Source organism: Sphingomonas sp. (assembly GCF_019635515.1).
Lineage (GTDB): Bacteria > Pseudomonadota > Alphaproteobacteria > Sphingomonadales > Sphingomonadaceae > Sphingomonas.
On record NZ_JAHBZI010000001.1, the window covers coordinates 1774716 to 1800222 of the forward strand.

A 25507-nucleotide genomic window follows, 5' to 3' on the forward strand; every position below is an offset into this window, starting at 1 on the left:
AGCGCGGCCTTTAGCGGCGAGTGCCCGCGCGGGCAACTCCCCCTGTCAGCCGGGTCCGAACGCCAATAGCGGGTACGGGTTGACGTTGCGCCCCTTCCACCAGCCTTCGCCGGGCTGCATCGTCTTGATCTCGAAATGGAGGTGCGTCGCCCCGCCGGCGGCGCTGCCGGTATTGCCGACGGTCGCGATCTGCTGGCCCTGCGCCACCTTCTGACCCTCGACCACGCCATAGCTATCGAGGTGCGCGTAATAATAGATCAGCCTGCCGTCATTGGAGCGCACATAGATCGTGTGCCCGCCATTCACGCTCTCGAAGACCTTCTCGACCGTGCCGGACGCGGCGGCGAGCACCGGCGTGCCGCGCGGCGCCATGATATCGATCGCATGATGCTCGCGCGCGCCGCCGCCACGGCTCTGGCCCCAGGTGTCGGTTAGCTGCCGCGATTTGACGCCCGCGACCGGGACGATCAGCGAAGCGGGATCGATCTGGTTCTGTGTCTGGCCAAGGAGCGGGTCGGAAACCACTGTCGGCATCGCCGCGATCTGCCGCTGGACATCTGCGGGCGAATTGACGGTGATCCGCACCAGCGAAGCGAATGCGGCGAGCAGCAACAGCATGATCGCGACGGCCCCCCACCCCATCCGTTTCAGCCAGATCACCAGCTTACTCCTGGAAGATAGCCGGCGTCCCCGGCTTTATCATCAGCGACAGCCGCGCCGCATCCCAATTTGTCAGCCGGATGCAGCCATGGCTCTCGGTGCGGCCGATCGTCTGCGGCTCCGGGGTGCCGTGAATGCCGTAATGCTCCTTCGACAGATCGAGCCAGATCACCCCGACCGGACCGTTCGGGCCCGGCGGCAGCATCGCCGCCTTGTCGCCCGGCTTGGCATCCCAGAACAGGTCGGGGTTGAAGTGAAACTTGGGATTATAGTCGGCGCCATTGATCTTCCACGTGCCGATCGGCAGCGGATCGTGCTTGCTGCCCATCGTCGCGCTGAACTGGGCGACGAGCCGCTCGCCGGAATAGACCTTGAGCACGCTTTCGGACTTGTCGACCACGATCCGGTCGCCGCTGGGCTGATTGGCATCGACATTGAGATCGGTGAGCGTCTGCTTCCAGTCTTCGCGCAGATCGGCCGGATAGTCGCGCGAGGCGGGCAGCGCATTGGGGAAGATGAAGGTCGAACCGACGCCGATCGGCGCACCGCCCGGATTGAGCTCGACCAGCACTTCCGGCGTGGTGTGAAACATCTCGGCGAGCTTTTCGAGCGGGCGGGTATAGGCGAGCGCGCTCAGCTTGGCCTGCGCGGCCGGATCCTTCGGCAGCGGATTGACATAGGGACCGCGCAGCGCCGCCGCGTCGAGCGTCAGCTTCTTGACCGGGCGCAGCGCGCGATAGGGATAGAGCGCCTCCAGCGTCGGGCGATCGAGCTTGCCGCTGGTCGCCATTCCCCGTGAGGTCTGGAAGCCTCTGAGCGCCGCGGTCAGCGACTGGCCCTCGCGCCCGTCGAGAATGCCGGGCGAAAAACCGAGATGATCGAGGATCACTTGCGCATGGAGGACGGTATAGTCGATCGGCGGGCGTGCCTTGGTGGCTGCTTGCCCCCAAGCTGCGGGCGTGAGCGAAAAGCATGTGAGGCAGGCGGCAATGGCTAGCTTTTTCCGCACCGATTCAATCTCCTGACGAACAATGGTTCGATAGGAGAACGATTATGGAAGGGGCTGGTTGCTTCGTTACCCGTCATCCCGGCGAACGCCGGGACCCAGAGCAATGGAACGCATCGCTGAGTAACCCTGAATCCCGGATCAAGTCCGGGAAGACGAGTTAGAGGTTGAGAATCGCACCGAACGCCCTGATCGCCGCTACCTCGTCGCCACCCCACACCGCGCCCGACACCGCAAGAAAGTCCGCCCCCGCAGCAACCAGCGGCGCGGCGTTCTGCGGCGTGATCCCGCCGATCGCCACGCACGGAATTTCGAACACCGTCGACCACCAGCTGAGGATCACCGGCTCGGGCCGATGGTGCGTCTCCTTGGTCGCGGTCGGATAGAAAGCGCCGAATGCGACATAATCCGCCCCGCCCTCGCCCGCTTCCATCGCGAGATGGCGGCTGTCGTGGCAGGTCACACCGATCTGCGCGGCCGGCCCCAGCAATGCCCGCGCATCGCGCGGGTCGCCATCGCCCTGCCCGAGATGCACGCCGTCGGCGCCCAGCCTTTTGGCCAGCCCGACATCGTCATTGACGATGAACGCGACATCGGCGTCACCGCAGATGCGCTGAAGCGGCTCGGCAAGCCCTGCGGCTTCATGCTGGTCGACGCCCTTCACGCGGAACTGAAACGCCGCGACGGGCCCCGCATCGAATGCGCGCTTCAGCCGATCGGCGAACCCGCCGGTCACATCCAGCGGCGAGATCAGATAGAGCTGGCACGGCGGCCGCCGGTCATCGCGCCGGAACTGATCGGCGAAATTTGGATCGAGCGGTGGCAGGCCGTCTTCGTGTTCGGTCATGCTGCGCTCTTCGCGCCCATAGGTACGCGGGTCAAGCGCACTAAATCCTCTCCCTCCGGGAGAGGATCAGTCCCGCTTCACGAAGCTGGCGCCGGGCAGCGGCCGCGTCTCGGCGCTGATCTCGAAACCGGCGATCAGCGGCCGCCCCTTGCGGATCGCCTCCTTTACCGACGGCAAAGCGAGCGAGGCGGCATGGCTTTCCTTCTTGTCCCAGATCTCCGTGATCCAGATCGCGTCCGGATCTTCATGATCCTCGGCGACCAGATAGGCCAGGCAGCCCGGCATCGCACTGGTGCCGCCGCTCAGGATCGCGACCAGCGCGTCGCGATTTCCCGGCGTCGCCTTCATCTTGCCGATCATGCCGAACGGCGGGTCGATCTCTTCCATGGCCGTCCCCTTGGCAAAGGCCGGGCCGCCCAGCAAGGCGAGGGCAAGCCCCGCGAGCACCGGGCGGCGGCCGGTCATGCTGGCACCGCCGACTTTTCGGTGGAGGCCGCATAGATTTCGTCGATCGCCTCGCCCAGCGACGCGTCGAACTCCGCATCGCTCATGCCGTGGCGCAGGTCTTCGAGCAGCGCGCGGCTGAAGCTCGCGATCATGCCGCGGTTCTTGGCCAGCTCGGCACAGGCCTCAGGCCGCTTATAGCCGCCCGACAGCGCCACGACCCGCAGCACGCGCGGATGATCGACCAGCGCATCGTACAGCCCGGCCTTGGCGGGGATCGACAGCTTGAGCATCACCTTGGCATCGCCCGGCATCGCATCGAGCGCCTTGAGCGTCTCTTCGAGCAGGATCTGGTCGCACTCGGCGCGCTCGGCGCTCTTGATGTTGATCTCGGGCTCCAGCATCGGCACCAGCCCGGCCGCCAGCACCTGCTGCCCCACCTCGAACTGCTGCGCGACGATCGCGGCGATGCCCTCGCGGTTGGCGAGGTTGATCACCGAGCGCTCCTTGGTGCCGAACATGCCCAGTGCCTTGGCGCGCGCCAGCAGCGCGTCGAGCCCCGGCATCGGCTTCATCATCTGGACGCCATTGGCCTCGTCTTCGAGGCCCTTGTCGATCTTGAGGAACGGCACCACGCCCTTGTCGATCAGCGCCTGCGGGGTCGGCTTGCCGCCGACCTGCCCGTCCATCGTCCGCTCGAACAGGATCGCACCGATCACCTTGTCGCCGGTGAAGCTGGGCGAGCTGATGATCCGGCTGCGCATATCGTGGATCAGGGCGAACATCTCCTCGTCGCCGTTCCAGGCGCCCTCCTCGATGCCATAGCCCTTCAATGCCTTGGGTGTGGAGCCGCCCGACTGATCGAGCGCGGCGATGAAGCCTTTGCCGGAAGCGATCTTGGCGGTCATGTCGGCGATGTTCATGCAAGCCCCTCTTGGATAGTATTGGGGCGCTCTATCCAGTGGCTTGCTATCGCGAAACCCCTGACAACGCTGGCTGTTCCGCGCCACGAAAAAGGGGAGAGCCGGTTTCCCGACCCTCCCCTTCCCGGCTAGTCTCGCGGCTTGAGGCTCACGAGCTGATCGAGCACCGCGTTCAGGCCCGCGGACCCCGCATGCACGTCGATCCGCCCGATCTTCTCGGTCACCCGCTCGAGGCTTTCGAGCTCCTTCAGGCGAAGCAATGTCGGGTTATCCTCCATCAGCTTCGCCGTGTTGAGCAGCGACCGCGTCGCCGCGGTCTCCTCGCGCCGGCGGATGAGGTTGGCCTGCGCCACCTTTTCCGCCTCGACGACCTTGTTGATCAGCTCGCGCATGTCACCCGGAAGGATGACATCCTTGACGCCGAGTTCGGTCACCCGAACGCCGATATCGCCAAGCTCGCGCCGGACATGATCGACGATCTGCGTATCGACCGACACGCGATCGTTCAGCACCTCGTCGAGCGTCCGGCCGCCCACGGCCTCGCGGACCGCGAACTGGACGAGCTTGTAGACATGCGCCGCGTAATCCGGCGTCGAGAGCGCCGCCTTCTCGACATCCGTCACCTGGACGAACGCCGTGAGGGTGACGCGTAGCGACACGCGATCCCGGGTCAGGATTTCCTGCGCGCTGACTTCGAGCGGCACCGGACGGGTATCCAGCGTCTTCGAAGTCACCTTGCGGCCAACCTGCCAGTAACCGTACCGGCCCGGGCCGAGCGTCTCGACGAGCTCGCCATCGGCGAACACCAGGCCCGCCTCGGCTTCGCCGACCGCGACGATCGCGATCGGCGCCGGCGCGGCCGAACCGATCATCGCCGCCTTCTCGAACGCGACAAGCTGTCGCTTGTCGAGCCGCGCGAGACTGGTGGCGTCGAAGGTCTCGACCTCCACCCAGTCCATCACGCACCATACATGCACCGACTCGCCCGGCCGGACGATGTACGCCGCCCGGCCATCGATCCGGACCACCGCGACTTCGCCTTCCTGCGGCCGCACCGGGACGAAATTGCCCTGCGCGAGCTCCGGATGGCGCTTCTCGATGATCTCGGCCCAGGCCGAGGCGAACACGCCCGTCGCGACATAGGTCTCGACACGCTTCCGGTTCAGCCAGTCCCAAAGCCGGTAGCGGCCCGGGGACAGGATATCGATGACGCGGCCATCCTTGATGAGGAGGCCGCGCTGGCTCTCAGCGATCACAACAGTCTTCATCATCGCCGGTCCTCCTCTCTTTGCTCACACGCGCACGGGCCTGTCCCGCCGCGGGGACGGGCGCGTTAGTCCGGCAAAGTAACGATTGCAACAATTATTTTGTTGCAGTGCAATATATAACGATATCTTTAAGTCTTGATGAAACCGAATTCAGTTACGCACGACAAGAAACGCCGAAAATCGACGCTGCCGGATATCAATTCTGGAATAGGTTGGCCGGCGGCGCATTCAGCCGATGTCCGTGCGGGCTGGCGATTGAGGCAATGCTTGGGGACGTCTGACGAAAGGCGCGAACCAGCGGGCAAGCCCGCTGCCGGTACCAACGCCGCGCGCCCCTGCGCGCTGCCGATATCCTCGCCGACGCTGGGCCGGTCACCGGTTGCCTTTGGATTGGAGCCGCAGCCCCTGCCCTCCGGCGTGAATGCCCCGCCGGCCTTCCCGATTGGAAGTGCCTTGCAAAGGGCACTGGCTTTACAGGCCAGTCTGGAGCGGGGGTCGAACCCGCGACACGTAGATTACAAGTCTACTGCTCTCCCACTGAGCTATCCAATGGTGACGGAGTCGAACCGTCGGACTTGGACCTTAACCAAGTGGCTACCACGCCAGGTCCGCTGCGCCATGGAACACGGATCCGGCACGCCGGCCGCGCCCGGGAGGCTTTAGGAACCTCACCGAAATGGCAAAACGGACGGCGCGATTAGGCGCGTGGAAACAGTTTGTCCAGCAGGTTAATGCTGCAGTGCAGCAACACCAGGCAATTCCTTGCCTTCCATCCATTCGAGGAACGCGCCCCCGGCGGTGGAGATGAAGGTCATGTCGTCGGCCACGCCTGCCTGGTTGAGCGCGGCGACGGTGTCTCCGCCCCCCGCGACCGAAACCAGCGAGCCTTCCTTGGTCAGCGCCGCGACGGTATGCGCCAGACTCATCGTGGCGGTATCGAACGGCGGCGTCTCGAACGCGCCCAGCGGACCGTTCCACACCAAAGTGCGGCAATTCTTGAGGACATCGCCTAAAGCCTCGGTCGCGGCAGGGCCGACATCTAGGATCATCTCGTCCTCGGCGACCTCATGGACGTTGCAGGTCCGCAGGCTCGGGGGGTTGGCGGCGAATTCCTTCGCGACCACCACGTCATAGGGCAGGTGGACGATGCAATTGGCCTTGTCCGCCGCGTCGAGGATCTCCTCGGCGGTGCCGGTCAGGTCATGCTCGCACAGCGACTTGCCGACATTGACGCCGCGCGCGGCGAGGAAGGTGTTGGCCATGCCGCCACCGATGATCAGGTGATCGACCTTGGCGACCAAATGCTTGAGCACGTCGAGCTTGGTCGAGACCTTGGCCCCGCCGACCACCGCCGCGACCGGATGCTCGGGATTGCCCAGCGCCTTGTCGAGCGCGTCGAGCTCTGCCTCCATCTGGCGGCCGGCAAAGGCGGGCAGCCTGTGCGCCAGCCCCTCGGTCGAGGCATGGGCGCGGTGTGCGGCGGAAAAGGCGTCGTTGACATAGAGATCGCCAAGCGCGGCGAAGCGCTCGACCGTCTCAGGCGCATTCTTCTCCTCACCCGGATCGAAGCGGGTATTTTCGAGGATGCCGATCTCGCCGTCCGTCATCTTGGCGATGGTCTCGGCGGCATATTCATCGTCGATGAAGCGCACCGGCCGGCCAATCACCGCCTCGAACGGCTTGGTGACCAGCGCCAGGCTCATCTCCGGATTGCGCTCCCCCTTGGGCCGCCCGAAATGGGCGAGGACGATCACCTTCGCGCCTCGGTCGGAAAGTTCGGCGACGGTCTGCACCGCGGCGCGCAGACGGGTATCATCGGTCACCACGCCATCGGCCATCGGCACGTTGACGTCCTCGCGCACCAGCACGCGCTTGCCGGCGATGTCACTCATATCGTCGAGGGTTTTGAAACTGCGCGCCACTGTCATTCTCCTACCCGTCACCCCGGCGAAAGCCGGGGCCAGGGTCACAAACGATACCGCCTTTGGCTCCGGGTCCCGGCTTTCGCCGGGGTGACGAACTAGAGGCGAGCCATCGCCGTCGCGGTATCGACCATGCGGTTCGAGAAGCCCCATTCATTGTCGTACCAGCTGACGACGCGGACCAGCTTGCCCTCCATCACCGTCGTCTCAAGGCTATCGACCGTCGAACTGTACGGGGTGTGGACAATGTCGATCGATACCAGCGGCTCGTCCGAATAATGCAAGACGCCCTTGAGCGGGCCGCTCTCCGACGCCGCCTTGAGAATCGAATTGATCTCTTCCTTGGTGGTGTCGCGCTTCGGTGTGAAGGTCAGGTCGATCAGTGAGCCATCGGGAACCGGCACGCGCACCGACGAACCGTCAAGCTTGCCCTTCAATTCGGGCATCACTTCACCAACCGCGCGGGCCGCTCCGGTGGTGGTCGGGATCATGCTCATCGCCGCGGCGCGGGCGCGGCGGAGATCGTCATGGATCTGGTCGAGAATCTTCTGGTCGTTGGTATAGGCATGGACCGTGGTCATGAAGCCGCGCTCGATGCCGACGCTGTCGTTGAGCACCTTGGCGACCGGCGCCAGGCAGTTGGTGGTGCACGAAGCGTTCGAGACGATCGTATGGCCGGCCTCCAGCTTGTCGTGGTTGACGCCATAGACGACGGTCAGGTCGACATTCTTGCCCGGCGCCGAGATCAGCACCTTCTTGGCGCCGGCATCGATATGCTTCTGGGCCGATGCGCGATCGGTGAAGAAGCCGGTGCACTCCAGCACCAGATCGACCTGGTTCTTGGCGTGCGGCAGATTGGCGGGATCGCGCTCCTTGGTGACGTGGATGCGCTTGCCGTCGACGATCAGGTCGTCGCCATCGGCCGAGACCGTGCCCGGATACTTGCCATGCACCGAATCGCGCGAGAAAAGCCAGGCGTTCGACTTCGCGTCGGCAAGGTCGTTGATCGTGACCAGTTCGAGGCCGCTGTCGGGGCGCTCCAGGATGGCGCGCGCCACCAGCCGGCCGATGCGTCCGAACCCGTTGATCGCAACCTTCGTCATGCTCTCAGTCCTTCAGTTTTTCGAGGATTTGCGGCACGATCGCCGCGGCCGTGAGGCCAAAATGCCTGTAGAGATCGGGCGCCGGGCCCGATGCGCCGTAGCGGTCAAGGCCGAAGCGCAGCCCGTCGATCCCGGTGTAGCGCTCCCAGCCGGTGGTGACGCCGGCCTCGATCGACACGAGCAGCGCGTCGCGGGGCAGGAGATCGGCACGATATTCGCGGGATTGCGCGTCGAAACGCGACCAGCACGGCATGGAGACGACATCGGCACCGACACCCTGCGCTTCAAGGGCCTCGCGGGCGGCAACGGCGATTTCGACCTCCGAACCAGTGGCGAGGATCACGACCTTGCGCGGCGCTTCGGCGGCCTGAAGGCGATAGCCGCCCTTGCCCGCACCGCCGCTGCTGAGCTGCGGCAAATTCTGCCGCGACAGCGCCAGCAGCGAAGGCCCTTCGGCCCGCGCAACCGCCTCGCCCCAGGCTTCCGCGGTCTCGACCGCGTCGCACGGGCGCCACACTTCCAGGTTCGGGATCAGCCGCAGCGACATGACGTGCTCGACCGGCTGGTGCGTCGGCCCATCCTCGCCGAGCCCGATCGAATCGTGCGTCATCACGAACAGGACCCGTGCCCGCTGCAGCGCCGAAAGCCGGATCGCCGGGCGCGCATAGTCGCTGAAAACCAGGAAGGTGCCGCCATAGGGGATCACCCCGCCATGCAGCGCCAGCCCGTTCATCGCCGCCGCCATGCCGAACTCGCGGATGCCGTAGCGCATGTAGCGGCCCGAATAATCGTCGGCGGTGAAGTCGTGCAGCCCCTTGGTCAGCGTGTTGTTCGAAGGCGTCAGATCGGCCGAGCCGCCGATCGTCTCGGGCAACGCCGCGTTGATCGCGTCGAGCGCCAACTGGCTGGCCGAACGCGTCGCGATCTTCTTGGGCTCGGCGAGCAACGAAGCGATATGCGCATCGAGCGAGAAATCGGCAGGCAGATCGCCCGCCATTCGGCGCGAAAATTCCGCGCCATTCGAATCACCTGCCAGCCGCTGCTTCCACGCCGCATGAGGTTCGGCCCCACGCGCACCGGCCTTCAGCCAGGTCTCGCGGATATCGGCGGGCACCTCGAACGGCGGATATTTCCAGCCCAGTGTCTCGCGCGCAGCCGCGACTTCGGCAGCACCCAGCGGCGAACCATGCGTCTTGCTGGTGCCCTGGAAATTGGGCGCGCCCTTGCCGATGATCGTCTTGCAGCGGACCAGCGAAGGCCGGTCGTCGGCCAGCGCCGCATCGAGCGCCGCCTTGATGCTCTCCGGATCGTGCCCGTCGCATTCGACGACATGCCATCCGGTCGCGGTGTAGCGTGCCGGGATATCCTCGTTCGACGACAGCGACACCGGCCCGTCGATGGTGATCTTGTTGTCGTCCCACAGCACGATCAGCCGCCCGAGCCGCAAATGCCCGGCAAGCCCGATCGCCTCGTGGTTGATCCCTTCCATCAGGCAGCCGTCGCCGGCGATCACCCAGGTGTTGTGATCGACCAGCGCATCGCCGAAGCCCGCATTCAAATGCCGCTCGGCGATCGCCATGCCTACCGCCATCGCCAGCCCCTGCCCGAGCGGACCGGTGGTGCACTCGACGCCCGGCAGTTCGAAATTCTCGGGGTGACCGGCGCACGGCGAACCGACCTGGCGGAAGGTCTTGATATCCTCCAGCGTTGGGCGGGCGTAGCCGGTCAAATGCAGCAGCGAATAGATCAGCATCGATCCATGCCCGGCGGACAGCACGAAGCGGTCGCGGTCCGGCCACTTCGGATCGGCAGGATCGTATTTCAGATAATCCTGAAACAGCACGGTGGCGACGTCGGCCATGCCCATCGGCATGCCTGGATGCCCGGAATTCGCGGCCTCGACAGCATCCATGCTCAGCGCGCGGATCGCGTTGGCGCAATCGGTGAAGGATGCGGTCACAAGAGACTCCTCGGGCGTGATGCGGATGCCTTTGGGGCGGCTGCGCCCGCGCGTCAACCGGCTGGTCGTAAGCGCTTGCGAACAGGGGTTGTCGCTTGCCCGAGCTATGCTTAATCCATGTCCATGGCCGCCGACCCAGCAGACCGCATCGAGAATGCACTTGCCCGGATCGAGGCTGCCGCAGCCGCAAAATCCTATTCGCTCGATCGCATCGAGCAGCGCCACGCCAGGCTGCGCGCGCGGATCGAGGACGCGGTCGCCTCGCTCGATACACTGATCGCCGCCGAAGCTGCGGACGCCGATTAATGGCGGACGTTTCGCTCAGCATCGCCGGCCGCAGCTATTCGGTCGCCGCGCGCGATGGCGAGGAAAGCCATCTCCGCCACCTCGAGACCATCCTGCAGAAGCACGCGGCGACCGCGCTTCGCGCATCTGGCGGGCTCAATGCCGAGCGAACGCTGGTCTATCTGGCGCTGATCCTCGCCGATCTGATCGATGAGGGCGAGCGCAATCCGCCCGCCGGGGTCTCGCCGGTGCTGCTCGATCGCGTCGCCGACCGGCTCGAAGCGGTCGCGGCCCTGCTCGAAGGCAATGGCGAAGGGTGAAATTGCCGGCGTGTTGCCGCGAGACGCCTGTCGCACCCCCGTCACCGACCAAGTTCGCGCCGGCTGACCCTTGAGCAACCCCGCCCAAAGCTCTACATAAGGGGCGGCGGGCTCTGCCCGGTACGAGCTTTAGCGATTATCCCTGAGGCGATTCATCATCCAAGGGGGCTGTCCCTGTGCAGATCCTGGTCTGCGGCACATGGTCCCCACCTGACGTTTACGGCGTCAGAGGATATTCAAGCAAACGGCCATGGCGGACCCGCCACCTGATTCCATGAGCCCGAAGAACATCAGCCTGGACAAGCCCGCCCTGAGAGCCCGGCTCCGCGCCGTGCGCGACGCTTTCGTGGCGGACGGCGATGCCGCGATTCTCGCGCCCGACGCGTTTGTCGAACGGCTTAGCCCGGGCATGACCGTCGCCAGTTATTTTCCGATCGGCAGCGAAGCCGATCCCGCCCAGCTCGCCGCCGCCGCGATCGAGCGCGGATGCCGCATCGCCCTGCCCTTCGTGATCGATCGCGCCGCGCCGATTCGCTTCTTGATCTGGGAAGACGGCGCGCCGCTGATCGATGGCCCCTATGGCCTCCGCCAGCCCGATCCGGCCAGCGAGGAGGCCGCGCCTGACGTGATCCTTACCCCGCTGCTCGGCTTCGACGCCCGGTTCAACCGGCTCGGCCAGGGCGCCGCGCATTACGATCGCGCTTTCGCCCGGTACGAATCCGCGTGGCGCGTCGGCATCGCCTGGTCGGTGCAGGAGCTTCCGGCCATCCCCGCCGATATCTGGGACGTGCCTTTGCACGCCATCATCACCGAGAAAGGCATGTCGTGGCACAACGCGTAGAACCAAGCTGGCGCAAGCCCGCCGGTGCGCTCGCCATCATCGCCTGGATTCTGGTATGGATCGTGCTGATCGCCACCGGCTCGCACTGGATCGGCCAGCTGTGGATTCTCGCGCAGCTGCCGATCTATCTGGTCGCGGGGATCATCTGGATCCTGCCGCTCCGCCCGCTGCTGATCTGGATGGAAACCGGGCGCTGGCGGGCCTGATGCCTCAACCATCCGTCTTCCGGGGGTCCTGAGCCGGGATCCCGCTTCTTCTACGGGCCAAGGCGGCGCGTCCTCGCAAGGCCGGGCAACGGAACGATTGCAATGTAGGATTTCGCCTGCTTGGCTCACGCGGTCGGCAATACCGGCTCGCTATTTGAAATCGTCGTCGGAAAATACCCATGGTCAGTGCGACCATTGGGACCATTCGCGCTCAGGCGAGGCGGAAGTCAGGGTTGGTGCTGATCCGGATCGAACGCCTGTCGCCCTTGCAAATAAAGGGGATGGCGCGAGTGACGGGGCTCGAACCCGCGACCTCCGGCGTGACAGGCCGGCGCTCTAACCAACTGAGCTACACCCGCAGTATCCGTGCGAGGAGGCGGGCACTAGCCGCGCCGTTTTGGGGTGTCAACCGGATTGATCGCGACTTTGCCGGCGTTGCGTTTTTAGCTCGCCGCCATCGCGCACCAGCGTGCCATGCTCGAACAGGAAGCCGGCGATATCGGGCTTTCCGGCCGCGGCCAGCACGGTCTGGATGATGATCAGCAGCGGCACCGCCAGCAACGCGCCCGGCGTGCCCCACACCCAGCCCCAGAAGCTCAGCGAGATCAGGATCAGCAGCGGACTGATCGTCAGCCGGTGCCCGACGATCAGCGGCGTCACGACATTGGCTTCGATCAGATGCGATCCGATCATGATCCCCGCCGGCACCAGCGCCCAGAACAGGTCCGGAAAGGTCATCAGCCCGCCCATCGCCAGCAGCAGCGCCGCCAGCACCGGCCCGAAATAGGGGATATAGTTGAGCAGCGTGACGATGCCGCCCCACATCAGCGGCGTCGGCATCCCCATCATCCATAGCGCGCCAGCGACGATCAGCCCGAGCGTCAGATTGATCAGCGTGATCGTCCCCAGATAGGCCGAAGTATCGTCGACCACATCCTGGATAACGCGCGCCGTCGCCATCGCCCCGCCGAAGCTCGACCGTGACGTGATGGCGTTGCGGCGCAGCCGGGTCCAGCCAGAGAGGAAGAAGTAGATGACGAGGATCGCGAAGAACATCTCGATCAGCGCCGACGGCGCCGAGGTCGCGAACAGATCGAGCAGCGAGCGCGGCGGCGTGGTCGCCATCACCTCGGGCTGCTGGCGCATCGGCTCGTTGGCGAAGTTGATCAGCGTCTTGTTCACGAACTGGTCGAGATTCGCGTAGAAATCGATCAATGGCTTCAAATTATTCTGGATCTGCGGGATCTTGTTGGGAAGATCGCGCACCCATTGCCAGGCGGGCACGATGATCGACGCCAGCGCCACGTTCGCCGCTACGAGGAAGATCAGCACGCAGGTGAACGCCGCGATAGGCGCGGGCACGCGGTGCCGTTCCAGCCACTCGAGCAACGGCACCAATGCGATGGCGATGACGATCGCCATGGTCAGCGGCAGGAAGAATACCGACCCCGCCTGCAGCGCGAAGGGCAATGCCAGCAGCAGTCCGATGCCGGCGATCAGCGCCAGCGAGGCCATCAGCCGGTCGAGCTTCTGCCCGTCGCCGGGATTCTGGTCGGCTTCATCAAGGATCGGCACCGTCGGCGTCATCGCCGGCACGCCCTGCTCCTGAGAAGGTCCACCGCCGCCAATGGTCTTGCTCTTGTCCGCCACAAAGCCTCCCTAGCCCTGTATGACACTAGCGGCATTTGCAGCGCATGTAATCCCGGCTAGCCTGTGTTTATGGGCGAAATCCTGCTGGTCATCGACGAAGGTACCACCTCCACCCGCGCGATGCTGTTCGCGCCCGATGGCAAATGCCTCGGATCCCACGCCGCCGAGCTGACCCAGCATTATCCCGGACCCGGGCTGGTCGAGCACGACGCCAACGAAATCTGGCGCCGCAGCCTCGAATGCGCCTCGGCGATGGTCACCAAGGCCGGCGGCGCGGATGCCATCGCCGCGATCGGCATCACCAACCAGCGCGAGACCATCGTTTTCTGGGACAAGACCAACGGCGAGCCGCTGGCTCCCGCCATCGTCTGGCAGGACCGTCGCAGCGCGCCGCTCTGCCGCAAGCTCAAGGAAGCGGGCGAGGAACCCGGCGTCCAGGCCCGCACCGGGCTGCTGCTCGATCCCTATTTCTCCGGCACCAAGATCGCCTGGGCGATGGAGCATTGGCCACAGCTGAAGGGCGCCGGTGATCGCCTCGCCATCGGCACGATCGAAAGCTGGCTGGTGTGGAAACTCACCGGCGGCCTCCACATCACCGACGCCACCAATGCCTCGCGCACCCTGATGATGGGCCTGGGCAGCGGCGGCTGGAGCGACGGCCTCATCGACATGTTCGGCTGCCCGCGCGATGCGCTCCCCGAGATCGTCGATTGCGCCGGACAGTACGGCACTACGCCAGTGTTCGGCGGATCTATCCCGATCTGCGGCATGGCTGGCGACCAGCAGGCCGCAACCATCGGCCAGGCCTGTTTCACCAAAGGCGATACCAAGGCGACCTTCGGCACCGGCGCCTTCGTCCTCACCAATGCCGGCACCACCCCGCCCGCCTCGAAGAACCGATTGCTCGCCACCGTGCTGTGGCAACTCGGCGGCCGCCGCACCTATGCGATCGAAGGATCGGTATTCGTCGCCGGCAGCCTGGTCCAGTGGCTCCGCGATTCGGTGAATTTGATCGAGACCGCGCCGGAGACCGAAGCCATCGCCCGTTCGGTTCCCGATAATGGCGGCGTCTATCTTGTTCCGGCCCTGAGTGGACTCGGCGCGCCCTGGTGGGAGCCCGATGCCCGCGCGGCCATATCCGGCCTCAGCTTCTCCAGCACCCGCGCCCATATCGTCCGCGCCGCGCTGGAGGCGATGGCGCACCAGAGCCACGACCTCAAGACCGCCTTCGCTGCCGACGGCGCCGATTGGTCACGGCTGCGGGTGGACGGTGGCATGGTCACCAACGACTGGATCGCGCAGGACCTCGCCGACATGCTGGACCTGCCCGTCGACCGCCCCGACTTCGCCGAGACCACAGCGCTGGGCGCGGCCATGCTGGCGGGCGTCGGCTGCGGCCTGTTCGCGAACCTGGAGGACGCCGCGAAGATGCGCGGCCCGGAGGCGACGTTCGAGGCCAGGATCGATGCCGAGGCGCGCGGGAGGCGGCTGGCCGGCTGGAAAGCGGCGGTCGAGCGCGTCGTCCGCTGATGCGCCTCCATCGCGGCTATGCGCTGCTCGCGCTGGCGTTGTTCCTGGTCGAGGTCCTGATTGCCCTGTTCGTTCGCGATAACTTCGTCCGCCCTTATCTGGGCGACACCATCGCCGTGATCCTCGTCTACGCGGGACTGCGCACCGCCTTTCGCATCGGCCGCATACCCGCCGCCGCAACGGCCTTCCTGGTCGCGGTCGCTATCGAGTTCGGTCAGTATTTCCGCATCCTCGATTGGATCGGCCTAGCCGACAACCGGATCGCACGCATCGTCCTCGGCACTGGCTTCGCGGTGGAGGACTTCTTCGCCTACGCGGCGGGCGCCCTGATCGTCCTCGCCGTCGAGGCAGTACGGTCTAAGCCGTAGCCTCCGCCGCGAACATCCCACGCAGATCGGTCTTCAATATCTTGCCATTGGCGTTGCGCGGCAGCGTGTCCTGCGAGAAGCGGACATAGACCGGCACTTTGAACCCGGCGAGCCGCTCGCGGACCCATGCCTGCAGCTCCTCCTCGGTCGCCGAAGTGCCCGGCGCGAGATGCACCACCGCCGCCGGCACCTCGCCGAGCTGGCGATGCGGCACGCCCACCAGTGCGGCGTCGGTCACCGCCGGATGCGCGTAAAGCACGTCCTCCACCTCGGACGAATAGATATTCTCGCCGCCGCGGATGATCATGTCCTTGGCCCGGTCGACAATATAGAGGAACCCCTCCTCGTCGAGCCGCGCCAGATCCCCCGTCCGCACCCAGCCATCGACGAAGGTCGCCGCGGTCGCCTCGGGCTTGTTCCAATAGCCCCTCACGATCATTGGACCACGCGCCCAGAGTTCGCCGACCTCGCCGACCGGCAGCTCTCGCGTCGCATCGGCGTCCATGATCTTGAGGTCAGCCGCCGCTACCGGAGGCCCGGCGCTGGTCGGGCGGTTGAGATAGTCTTCGGCCGAATGCTGGCTGACCGTCGCGGTGGTCTCGGTCATTCCCCAGCCATTGCCGGGCAGCGCCCCGAACTCCTCATAAATGCGCTTGACCAGCTCGGGCGCGGAAGGCGCACCGCCATAGGAGATGCTCTCCAGGCTGGAGAGGTCGTACTTCTTGCGCTCGGGATGCTCGATCAGTTGCCACGCGATCGTCGGCACGCCGCCCGTGGCGTTCACGCCCTCACGCTGGATCAGGTCCATTGCCATCACCGGATCCCATTTGCGCATGAAGATCATCGTCGATCCCGTCGCGACGACCGTCATCATCGCCGCGCTGCACGCAGTGACGTGGAACAATGGGATGACCAGCAGCATCACCTTCTGCTCGGGCGCGGCGGGCGGCGTCTCGCCCCGGCGCAGCATCGCGCGGCCGGCGGTGTAGCCGCTCGACATGATGTTCGTGCAGAAATTGCGGTGCGTGCCCAGCGCGCCCTTGGGATTGCCGGTGGTGCCGCTGGTGTAGAAGATCGTCGCGTCGTCATCGGGCGCGACATCGGCTTCGGGGAAGCCGATGTCCTCCAGATCGCCCCATTCCTTGCGAAGGCCAACCAGCACTTCGAGCCGGCTGGCATTGCCCTCCAGCTCGCCCTTGGCGCGGCTGACCACCACGCGCTCGAGCGCCGGCAACTTGTCGTAGCAATCCTTGAGCCGCTCGTGCCGTTCGCCATCGACGAACAGCACCTTGGCGCCCGAATCGTTGAGCGCATATTCGAGCTCGCCGCCCGTCCACCACGCATTGAGCGGCACCATGATCGCCCCAATGCTGACCGCGGCGAAGAAGATCGCCGGCCATTCGGGCAGGTTACGCATCGCCAGCGCGACGCGGTCGCCCTTCTTGACCCCCATCGCCACCAGCTTGTGGGCGATATGCGAGGTGGCGCGGTAATTCGCTTCGTACGAAACGCGCTCGTCTTCGTAGATGGTGAAGTCACGCGGCCCGTAAGCGCGCACCATTTGCGCCAGAATCCGTAGCGTCGGCGGCGCATGCTTCCACACCCGCGTCGGCACGCCGCGAATATCGACCGTGTCCATCTCGAACTTCGCGCCCGGCGCGGTTAGCAGCGCCTCGGCTTCCTTGAGCGACATTGCGGGCCAGTTCGGGTCCAGCGGCACGATCGGTTCGGAGGCCACGCCTATTCTCTCCATTAGTCAATTCTGAATGTTGGGTTTGGACCGGAAAGCCCCACCGGATGCCACGTTAGTGTTGATTCATGCCGCGCTCAAGGCAATAGGAGTCGGGAGCCGCCAAAGCGAAGCGGCGAGCGGGATTCGAACGAGAGGTATGGCGTTTCAATGACAAGCTATGCGGCCGAGGCGCTGGGTTTCGATACGTCGAGACTGGCCCGGATCGAGCCTTATCTCCAGAAGCGTTACATCGACTCCGGCGTGCTTCCGCACTGCCAGTTGCTGATCGCTCGCGACGGCCAGATCGCCCATTTCTCGCATCAGGGCAGTGCGCGTGACGGCGGCAAGCCGATCGACGAAACGTCGCTGTTCCGCATCGCGTCGATGACCAAGCCGATCACCTCGGTCGCGTTCATGATGCTCGTCGAACAGGGCAAGGTTGCACTCGATACGCCGGTCCACCGGATATTGCCCGAGTTCAAGAATCTGACGGTGATGACCGGTGGCAAGCTTGGCGCGTTCGAGACGCGTCCAACCAGTCAGCCGATGCGGATGGTCGATCTGCTCCGCCACACCAGCGGTCTGACCTATGGCTTCCAGGAACGTACCGCGATCGACGCCGCCTACCGGGAGCTCAGGCTGGAGCGCTGGCATGGCGGCCTGACGCTCGACGAATTCGTCGCCGAGCTCGGCAAGCTCCCGCTCGAATTCTCGCCCGGTGACGAATGGAATTATTCGGTCTCCACCGATGTGCTCGGTGCCGTCATCCAGCGCCTCTCCGGCCAGAGCCTCGATGCGTTCTTCCGCGAGCAGATTTTCGCGCCGCTGGGGATGGACGATACCTTCTTCTCGGTCCCTGCCGAAAAGCTCGATCGCCTGACCGATTGCTACACCCTGACGCCGAAGGGCGAGCGGATCATGTACGATACCGGCGAGGATTCGGCCTGGGCCAACCCGCCCACCCAGATTTCGGGCGGCGGCGGATTGATCTCGACCAGCCTCGATTATCACCGCTTCTGCCGGATGTGCCTCAACGGCGGTACGCTGGATGGCGCGCGCATCGTCGGCCGCAAAACGCTCGACCTGATGACACGCAACCATCTGCCGAACGATTCGGACCTGTCGACCATGTCTCAGTCGCTGTTCAGCGAGACGACCAACGCCGGGACCGGCTTCGGCCTCGGCTTCGCGGTCACCAAGGATGTCGCCAAGACACTACTCCCTGGTAGTGAAGGCGAATATTATTGGGGCGGCATGTTCTCGACCGCCTTCTTCATTGATCCGGTCGAGCGGCTGCACATGGTCTTCATGACTCAGGTGAGCCCCTCCTCGGCCTTCACCGTCCGCCGCGAACTTAAGACGCTGATCTATTCGGCTTTGACATAATAATTGGCGCTCCTGCGGACGCGGGAGCCCAGGGCCGCAAGCGCGTCGCCCTGTAACCCTGGCCTCCTGCTTTCGCAGGAGAACATGAATGGAGACGATAATGACCTCGCCGATCACCACCAGCCGCCAGGGCGATGTCCTGATCCTCACCTCGGACAATCCGCCGGTGAACGCGCTTGGCGCCGCAGTCCGCCAGGGACTCGCCGCCGGGATCGAAGAGGCCAGAAACGACGCCAGCATCAAGGCGGTGGTCATCACCTGCGCCGGCAAGACCTTCTTCGCGGGCGCCGACATCACCGAATTCGGCAAGCCGATGCAGGAGCCGTCGCTGCCGGTGCTGGTCGATCAGATCGAAGCGCTCGACAAGCCTGTGATCGCCGCCGTCCACGGCACCGCGCTCGGCGGCGGCTGCGAAGTCGCTTTGGCCTCGCACTACCGGATCGCGGTGCCCTCGGCCAAGTTCGGCCTGCCCGAAGTCAAGCTCGGCATCCTCCCCGGTGCCGGCGGCACCCAGCGCATGCCGCGCGTCGCCGGCGTCGAGTTCGCGCTCGAATTGGCAGCCAAGGGTGATCCCGTCTCCGCCAAGCAGGCGCAGGATGCCGGACTGGTCGATCGGCTCGCAGGCGAGGACAGCCTGCTCGCCGATGCGGTGGCGTTCGCCAACGAAGTGGTCGGCAAGCCGGTCCCGCGTTCGAGCGAGAAGCCGGTCACGGTCGATCCCGCCGTGTTCGACGTCTTCCGCAAGACCAACGCCAAGCGCTTCCGCGGCTATGAAGCCCCTGAGACGATCATCGCCCTGATCGAGCAGACCGCCGGCAAGCCCTATGCCGAGGGCGTCCAGGCCGAGCGGATGGGCTTCATGAAGCTGATCATGGGCACGCAATCCGCGGCGCTCCGCCACATCTTCTTCGCCGAGCGCAAGGCGTCGAAAATCGACGGCGTCGCCGAAGACATCAAGCTGCGCGACATCAAGCGCGTCGGCGTGATCGGCGCCGGCACGATGGGCGGCGGCATCTCGATGAACTTCCTGAGCGCCGGCATCCCCGTCACCATCGTCGAGATGCAGCAGGAAGCGCTCGATCGCGGCACCGGTACGATCCGCAAGAATTACGAGGCAACCGCCGCCAAGGGCCGGATGAAGCCCGAACAGGTCGAACAGGCAATGGGGCTGCTTAACCCGACCCTCGATTTCGACGCACTCGCTGATTGCGACCTGATCATCGAGGCCGTGTACGAGGAGATGTCGGTCAAGAAGGACATCTTCGGCAAGCTCGACAAGATCGCCAAACAGGGCGCCATCCTCGCCTCCAACACCTCCTATCTCGACATCAACGAGATCGCGGCGTCGACCAGCCGCCCGCAGGATGTGCTCGGCCTGCACTTCTTCTCGCCCGCCAATGTGATGAAGCTGCTGGAGGTGGTACGTGGCGACAAGACCGCCGATGACGTGCTCGCCACCGCCATGGCGATCGCCAAGAAGATCAAGAAAGTCGCTGTCGTCGCAGGCGTCTGCTACGGGTTCATCGGCAATCGCATGCTGATCCCGCGCCAGATGGAAGCGATGAAGATGCTGCACGAGGGCGCCACCCCCGAGCAGGTCGACAAGGTCCATGTCGCGTTCGGCATGCCGATGGGTCCGTTCCAGATGAGCGATCTCGCCGGCGTCGATATCGGCTGGCACCGTGATCCGACGCGCATCGAGAATATCCGCGACGCGCTCGCCGCCGAGGGCCGCTGGGGCCAGAAGAAGAGCGCGGGCTTCTACGATTATGACGATAAGCGGCAGCCGTCGAACAGCCCGCGCGTCGCCGAGATCATCGAGGAGTTCCGCAAGAAGACCGGTACGCCGCAGCATGAGATCACCGACGAGGAGATCGTCGAGCGCACGCTCTACACGATGGTCAACGAAGGCGCGCTGATCCTGGCGGAAGGCAAGGCCCAGCGGGCGTCCGACATCGATGTGGTGTGGATCTACGGCTATGGCTGGCCGGTCTATCGCGGTGGCCCGATGTTCTGGGCGGACACGGTCGGGCTGAAGAAGATCGTCGAGGGGCTGGAGAAGCACGGCTTCAAAGTCGCGCCGTTGCTCCGCGAAAAGGCCGAAAAGGGCGAGCGGTTCAATTAACGACGTAACCTCCCCTCGCCCCGGCCGTCATCCCGGACTTGTTCCGGGATCCACCAGGCGGCTGGGCGCGGGTCAGGAGGCGTGAGGACCGCGCGTGCGGCACGGTGGACCCCGGAACAAGTCCGGGGTGACGGAGAGTGAAACGATGACCGACGATCTGGAAACCTTCCGCGCCGAAACCCGCGCATGGCTCGAAGCCAATTGCCCCGCAGAGATGCGCAAGCCCATGCGCGGCGAGAAGGACGCCACCTGGGGCGGCCGCAACCCGACCTATGCGCACCCCGACCAGAAACTCTGGATGGACCGGATGGGCGCGCGCGGCTGGACCGTGCCCGACTGGCCGAAGGAATATGGCGGCGGCGGGCTCAGCCCGGCCGAGACCAAGATCCTCCGTGAGGAGCTCAAGCGCATCAACGCCCGCAATCCGCTCAACAGCTTCGGCATTTCGATGCTCGGTCCGGCCTTGCTCAAATACGGCACCGAGGAACAGAAACTCGAGCATTTGCCCAAGATCGCGCGCGGCGAAATCCGCTGGTGCCAGGGCTATTCGGAGCCGAACGCCGGCTCAGATCTCGCCGGTCTCGCCACCTCTGCGGACGACGCGGGCGATCACTATATCGTCAACGGCCAGAAGGTCTGGACCAGCTATGCCGATCAGGCCGACTGGATCTTCTGTCTCGTCCGCACCGACAAGACCAGCAAGCAGGGCGGGATCAGCTTCGTGCTGTTCGACATGGCCAGCGAGGGCGTTTCGACCAAGCCAATCCTGCTGATCTCGGGCTACAGCCCGTTCTGCGAGACGTTCTTCGACAATGTGAAAGTGCCCAAGGCCAATCGCGTTCATGACGAGAACAAGGGCTGGGACGTCGCCAAATATCTGCTCGGCCATGAACGCGAGATGATCTCCGGCATGGGCCTCGGCGCGGCAGGCGGCGATCCGCTGATCGAAGCCGCACGCAAGGGTGTGGACCCGATCCTGCGCGCGCAGATCGCTCTGTTCGATGTACGATCAAGGGCGTTCTCCGCAATGTCCGAGCGCTTTATCGACGAGCTCAAGGCTGGAAGAGCCCACCCTGCCCAGCCTTCCATGATGAAATATTACGGCACCGAGCTGAACAAGACCCGCCACGAGCTGATGATGGCGGCGGGCGGCAGCGACGCGCTGGAATGGGAAAGCGATGCTTCGTCTCACGGCGCCGCGCCCCGCGCATGGCTGCGGACCAAGGCCAATTCGATCGAGGGCGGGACGAGCGAGATCCAGCTCAACATCATCGCGAAAAGAATCCTGGATTTGCCTTCCTAGTTCTCCTGCGGAAGCAGGAGCCCAGGGTTACGGGCGGGACGCATGGGGCACTGGGCTCCTGCTTCCGCAGGAGCACAAGGACTAGAAATGCCCCTCTACCTCACCGACGAACAGGCGATGCTCCGCGACACCGCGCGCGATTTCGTCGCCGAGCATGCGCCCGTCAGCCATATGCGCGCGCTCCGCGACGCCAATGATGCGACCGGGTTCAGCCGCGATCTGTGGAAGCAGTTCGCCGAAATGGGCCTGACCGGCATCCTCATCCCCGAAGCCGATAACGGACTGGGCCTCGGCCATGTCGAAGCCGGCGTCGTGCTGGAGGAGATCGGCCGCAACCTCTCGCCCTCCCCCTTTCTCAGCACCGCCGTCGCCGCGGTCGAGGCGCTCAAGGGCACCGCCCACGCCGCACGCTGGTTCCCCGGCATCCTCGCCGGCGAGACCGTCGCCGCGCTGGCGATCGACGAGCATGCCAAGCATGACGGACGCGTCGAGATGCGGGCCGAGCGATCGGGCAACGGCTTCAAACTGAACGGCGCCAAGCGCTTCGTCGCGCACGGCCATGTCGCTAACCTCCTCATCGTCGCGGCCAGGACCGGCGAGGGCACTACGCTGTTCGCCGTGCCGAACGGCGCCAAAGGCTTCAGCGCCGCGCCAGAGCGCCTTGCGGACGCCAGCCTTGCCGCGCACCTTCGGTTCGACGGCGTCGAAGTCGATGCCGATGCGGTGATCGGCGACGTCGATGCCGGCGACGCTCCCCTCTCCCGCCTGCTCGCGGCGGGCCGCACCGGGGCTTCCGCCGAACTGCTCGGGGTCGGCGGCGGCGCGGCGGACATGACGGTCAATTACCTCAAGGAGCGCAAGCAGTTCGGCGTGCTGATCGGCAGCTTCCAGGCGCTCCAGCACCGCGCCGCGCATCTCTACAGCGAGATGGAAGTCGCCCGCGCCGCGGTGCTCAAGGCCGCGCAATTGCTCGATAGCGGCCAGGATGCCGGCGAGGCCGTGTCGGTGGCCAAGGCGATGACCGGCCTCGCCACCACGCTGGCGGTGCAGGAAGGCGTGCAGATGCACGGCGGAATCGGCATGACCGATGAATATGATATCGGCTTCTACATGAAGCGCGCCCGCGTCCTTGCCGAGATGTTCGGCGACTCGAATTTTCACGCCAATGCGCTGGCCGAAGCGGCGGGGTATTGATGGCCGACGAAAAGAGCCCCGAAGAGCTTACCGCCGCGCTGACGACCTTGCTCGATGTCGAGGAGATCGACACCAATCTCTATCGCGGCCCGCGCCAGCCCGGCGGGGTCGGCCGCGTGTTCGGGGGGCAGGTGGTGGCGCAGGCGCTCCAGGCGGCGCAGCGCTCGATCGGCGAGGCCAAGGCGGCACACTCCCTCCACGCCTATTTCATGCGCCCGGGCGATGAGAATTATCCGATCATCTACCGGGTGGTGCGCGATTTCGAAGGGCGCAGCTTCGCCAACGCCCGCGTCATCGCCATGCAGAAGGGCCAGCCGATCCTCAATATGACGGCAAGCTTCCAGTTGCCGGCCGAAGGCCTGCACCATCAGGCGCGGATGCCAGACGTGCCGCCGCCCGAAGCGCTGCGTTCGGAGCGCGAGCTGCGCAACGAGATCCAGGATCAGGTGCCCGAGAAGTTCCGCCGCTTCTTCCTGCGCGCGCGCCCGATCGAAATTCGCCCTGTCGCGCCGCGCAACTGGTTCAGGCCGGAGAAGATCGAGCCGGCGGTCCAGCATAGCTGGTTCCGCGTCGTCGGCTCTCTGCCGGACGATCCAGCGCTGCACCGCGCAATGCTGACCTACGCCAGCGACATGGCGCTGCTCGGCACCTGCATGCTGCCGCACGGTGTCTCTTGGATGACCGGCAAGATCCAGACCGCCAGCCTCGATCACGCCCTATGGCTGCACGAGCCGTTCCGCTTCGACGAATGGCTGCTCTATTCGACCGACAGCCCATGGAGTGGCCATTCGCGCGGCTTCAATCGCGGGCGGATCTATTCCCAGGATGGACGGCTGGTCGCCAGCGTAGCCCAGGAGGGGCTGATCCGGGTTCGGGACTAATTGCCCTTCGGCCGCACCACATAGGCCGACGGCAGATAAAGGAATACCTCGGTCAGGCTTGCCCGAGCCCACTCAACCGGACGGTCCAGCCCCTTCACTTCCACCCCATACCCGGCGCCGAACTTGGCAGCGGTGGCGGTGGCGTCGGCAGCGATCAAATCCACGATCTGCGGCCGATACTGATCTGGATTGACGACTGACAGCGTGAGATCGCCCTGTGCCTTTATTTCGGCGCGGCCAACGGTTGCCACCGACTGGATGAAGCGCGTGATCCGTTCCAGCGCAGCCTTGGCGTCCATGCCCGGCGCCAGCCGCGTCTTGACCAGGAACGTCGTCCGGTCGGTATCGGGCCGCCCGTCGCTCGACAGCGGCAGATTGCGATAATTGGCCAGTGTCAGGGGCTCGACAATATATTCGCCCGTCGCCAGCTCGACACCGAACTTGCCACCCGCCTCGATCGCGCCGCGGATCATCGCATAGATTTCGTCGCGGCGCTTCTGGGTCTCGCGCGTGTCGCCTACGACGCGCACCTCCTGCACCGCGAAGTCGGCGGTGCGGCGCATCGTGATGATCGGCATTGCCGCGTCGAAATCATCGGCTTCGCGCCGCGACCCCGTGACGACGATCTCCTGCGAAAAGGCCGGAGCAGCGCTGGCAAACATGCCAAGCGCCAACATCATCTTGAGCAATGCGCGCATGCAACCTCTCGCAAAAATCAGAAAGACGTCTTTCCAAACAGCTGACGGGTCACAGGATGGCTGGTCGAAAGCCCGCCGTCCACTACCCAGGACTGGCCATTGACGTAGCTCGATTCGTCCGAAGCGAGGAACAGCGCCACGCGGGCGATCTCCTCCGGCACACCGGCCCGGCGCAACGGGTTGAGCTGGCCGAGCTTGTCCTCCTTGCCGGCATCGCGCGCGTAATCGAATGCGCGCTGGGTCATGCCGGTTTCGATCAGGCCGGGGCAGATCGCGTTCACCCGCACCCCGGAGGTGGCGAGCTGCTGCGCGGCGGTCTGGACCAGGTTGATCACCCCCGCCTTGCTAGCCGAATAAGCCGGCCCGCCCGCACCCGAACGCAGGCCGGCGACGCTGGCGGTGCAAATGATGGCTCCACCGCCACGCTCGACGATCTTGGGGCCGGCATGCTTGATCGCCAGCGCCGGGCCGATCAGGTTTACGCGGAGCACTTCGGTCCAGAGCTCGACCGAGCTGTCGAAGATGCCCTCCGCACCGCCCGAGATGCCGGCATTGGCGTAGAAGATGTCGAGGCCGCCGAACGTGTCGCAGGCGGTGGCGACCAGCGCTTCGACGTCCGGCTCGGAGCCGGCGTCCATCTGGACGGCGATCATGCCATCGATCCCGGCGACGGTTTCATGGACGACATCGCTCAAATCCGCCGCGACGACCTTGGCGCCTTCCGCCGCGAACAACCGCGCCGTCGCCCGCCCGATCCCCGAACCCGCACCGGTGACGATTGCGGTTTTGCCGTTGAGACGCATCTTCATCCCTTCCCCTGCTCCTGCGAGAGCAGGAGCCTAGAGTCACAAGCTA

Annotated in this window: 24 protein-coding genes and 1 tRNA gene; 11 read left to right on the top strand and 14 right to left on the bottom strand. The window is 65.2% G+C overall.

Translation table 11 applies throughout. The features are described from left to right. Nucleotides 1-45 precede the first annotated feature (45 nt). From KF730_RS08965 to tkt, 9 genes are all read right to left on the bottom strand, one after another. Nucleotides 46-651 (bottom strand): M23 family metallopeptidase, encoded by a 606-nt coding sequence (locus KF730_RS08965; RefSeq protein WP_294095823.1) that lies wholly within the window; start codon nt 649-651, stop codon nt 46-48. Between the two features lie 13 nt (nt 652-664). Continuing rightward, on the bottom strand, nt 665-1576 hold the full coding sequence (locus tag KF730_RS08970) for a L,D-transpeptidase (protein WP_294095825.1): 912 nt from the start codon (nt 1574-1576) through the stop codon (nt 665-667). A gap of 250 nt (nt 1577-1826) precedes the next feature. After that, nucleotides 1827-2513, bottom strand: coding sequence for a thiamine phosphate synthase (gene thiE / locus KF730_RS08975; RefSeq protein ID WP_294094000.1), 687 nt, complete (start codon nt 2511-2513; stop codon nt 1827-1829). Nucleotides 2514-2579: 66 nt separating this feature from the next. Continuing rightward, the gene (locus KF730_RS08980) at nt 2580-2978 is read right to left on the bottom strand and encodes a putative quinol monooxygenase (RefSeq protein ID WP_294094002.1); all 399 of its coding nucleotides are present in this window, start codon (nt 2976-2978) and stop codon (nt 2580-2582) included. Beyond that, entirely contained in the window at nt 2975-3880 is a 906-nt protein-coding gene (locus tag KF730_RS08985) for a fructose bisphosphate aldolase (RefSeq protein WP_294094005.1), read from the bottom strand. Before KF730_RS08985 ends, KF730_RS08980 begins: the two co-directional genes overlap by 4 nt. A gap of 128 nt (nt 3881-4008) precedes the next feature. After that, nucleotides 4009-5151, bottom strand: coding sequence for an SPFH domain-containing protein (locus KF730_RS08990; protein WP_294094006.1), 1143 nt, complete (start codon nt 5149-5151; stop codon nt 4009-4011). A 725-nt stretch (nt 5152-5876) separates the two neighbouring features. After that, nucleotides 5877-7076: a phosphoglycerate kinase gene (locus KF730_RS08995; RefSeq protein WP_294094008.1), complete on the bottom strand. Its 1200-nt coding sequence runs from the start codon at nt 7074-7076 to the stop codon at nt 5877-5879. Nucleotides 7077-7168: 92 nt separating this feature from the next. Further along, nucleotides 7169-8173 (bottom strand): type I glyceraldehyde-3-phosphate dehydrogenase, encoded by a 1005-nt coding sequence (gene gap / locus KF730_RS09000; protein ID WP_294094010.1) that lies wholly within the window; start codon nt 8171-8173, stop codon nt 7169-7171. Between the two features lie 4 nt (nt 8174-8177). After that, a complete protein-coding gene (gene tkt / locus KF730_RS09005) occupies nt 8178-10133 on the bottom strand; it encodes a transketolase (RefSeq protein WP_294094012.1) in 1956 nt (651 codons plus the stop codon). Between the two features lie 123 nt (nt 10134-10256). Here tkt and KF730_RS09010 point away from each other — a divergent pair, with 123 nt between their 5' ends. From KF730_RS09010 to KF730_RS09025, 4 genes are all read left to right on the top strand, one after another. Continuing rightward, a complete protein-coding gene (locus tag KF730_RS09010; RefSeq protein WP_294094014.1) occupies nt 10257-10439 on the top strand; it encodes a hypothetical protein in 183 nt (60 codons plus the stop codon). After that, on the top strand, nt 10439-10738 hold the full coding sequence (locus KF730_RS09015; protein ID WP_294094016.1) for a cell division protein ZapA: 300 nt from the start codon (nt 10439-10441) through the stop codon (nt 10736-10738). The genes KF730_RS09010 and KF730_RS09015 overlap by 1 nt, the downstream gene beginning before the upstream one ends. Before the next feature lie 274 nt (nt 10739-11012). Then, the gene (locus tag KF730_RS09020; protein WP_294094017.1) at nt 11013-11579 is read left to right on the top strand and encodes a 5-formyltetrahydrofolate cyclo-ligase; all 567 of its coding nucleotides are present in this window, start codon (nt 11013-11015) and stop codon (nt 11577-11579) included. Continuing rightward, nucleotides 11564-11785 carry a DUF2842 domain-containing protein gene (locus tag KF730_RS09025; RefSeq protein ID WP_294094029.1) on the top strand — a complete coding sequence of 74 codons (222 nt, stop codon included), beginning with the start codon at nt 11564-11566 and terminating at the stop codon, nt 11783-11785. The genes KF730_RS09020 and KF730_RS09025 overlap by 16 nt, the downstream gene beginning before the upstream one ends. Nucleotides 11786-12067: 282 nt before the next feature. On the opposite strand, the gene KF730_RS09030 is transcribed toward KF730_RS09025, so the two are convergent. Continuing rightward, nucleotides 12068-12144 (bottom strand) — tRNA-Asp (locus tag KF730_RS09030). 46 nt (nt 12145-12190) lie between these two features. Further along, entirely contained in the window at nt 12191-13300 is a 1110-nt protein-coding gene (locus KF730_RS09035; protein ID WP_294095829.1) for an AI-2E family transporter, read from the bottom strand. 204 nt (nt 13301-13504) lie between these two features. Here KF730_RS09035 and KF730_RS09040 point away from each other — a divergent pair, with 204 nt between their 5' ends. Next, the gene (locus KF730_RS09040) at nt 13505-14965 is read left to right on the top strand and encodes a glycerol kinase (RefSeq protein WP_294094032.1); all 1461 of its coding nucleotides are present in this window, start codon (nt 13505-13507) and stop codon (nt 14963-14965) included. After that, nucleotides 14965-15333 (top strand): DUF2809 domain-containing protein, encoded by a 369-nt coding sequence (locus KF730_RS09045; RefSeq protein WP_294094048.1) that lies wholly within the window; start codon nt 14965-14967, stop codon nt 15331-15333. Before KF730_RS09040 ends, KF730_RS09045 begins: the two co-directional genes overlap by 1 nt. On the opposite strand, the gene KF730_RS09050 is transcribed toward KF730_RS09045, so the two are convergent. Further along, nucleotides 15323-17086 (bottom strand): class I adenylate-forming enzyme family protein, encoded by a 1764-nt coding sequence (locus KF730_RS09050; RefSeq protein WP_294094051.1) that lies wholly within the window; start codon nt 17084-17086, stop codon nt 15323-15325. The two genes, KF730_RS09045 and KF730_RS09050, sit on opposite strands and share 11 nt — an antisense overlap. 147 nt (nt 17087-17233) lie before the next feature. Here KF730_RS09050 and KF730_RS09055 point away from each other — a divergent pair, with 147 nt between their 5' ends. From KF730_RS09055 to KF730_RS09075, 5 genes are all read left to right on the top strand, one after another. Continuing rightward, nucleotides 17234-18451, top strand: coding sequence for a serine hydrolase domain-containing protein (locus KF730_RS09055; RefSeq protein WP_294094054.1), 1218 nt, complete (start codon nt 17234-17236; stop codon nt 18449-18451). An 88-nt stretch (nt 18452-18539) separates the two neighbouring features. Then, a complete protein-coding gene (locus tag KF730_RS09060; RefSeq protein ID WP_294094056.1) occupies nt 18540-20576 on the top strand; it encodes a 3-hydroxyacyl-CoA dehydrogenase NAD-binding domain-containing protein in 2037 nt (678 codons plus the stop codon). A gap of 145 nt (nt 20577-20721) precedes the next feature. Continuing rightward, nucleotides 20722-21879, top strand: a complete 1158-nt coding sequence (locus KF730_RS09065) for an acyl-CoA dehydrogenase family protein (protein ID WP_294094060.1) — start codon at nt 20722-20724, stop codon at nt 21877-21879. A gap of 87 nt (nt 21880-21966) precedes the next feature. After that, nucleotides 21967-23073: an acyl-CoA dehydrogenase family protein gene (locus KF730_RS09070; RefSeq protein WP_294094064.1), complete on the top strand. Its 1107-nt coding sequence runs from the start codon at nt 21967-21969 to the stop codon at nt 23071-23073. Continuing rightward, nucleotides 23073-23954 (top strand): acyl-CoA thioesterase II, encoded by an 882-nt coding sequence (locus tag KF730_RS09075; protein ID WP_294094066.1) that lies wholly within the window; start codon nt 23073-23075, stop codon nt 23952-23954. Before KF730_RS09070 ends, KF730_RS09075 begins: the two co-directional genes overlap by 1 nt. On the opposite strand, the gene KF730_RS09080 is transcribed toward KF730_RS09075, so the two are convergent. Together KF730_RS09080 and KF730_RS09085 are read right to left on the bottom strand one after the other, a co-directional pair. Further along, entirely contained in the window at nt 23951-24652 is a 702-nt protein-coding gene (locus KF730_RS09080; protein ID WP_294094068.1) for a TonB-dependent receptor, read from the bottom strand. The two genes, KF730_RS09075 and KF730_RS09080, sit on opposite strands and share 4 nt — an antisense overlap. A gap of 17 nt (nt 24653-24669) precedes the next feature. Beyond that, nucleotides 24670-25461 (bottom strand): SDR family oxidoreductase, encoded by a 792-nt coding sequence (locus KF730_RS09085; RefSeq protein WP_294094071.1) that lies wholly within the window; start codon nt 25459-25461, stop codon nt 24670-24672. Between the last annotated feature and the right edge of the window lie 46 nt (nt 25462-25507).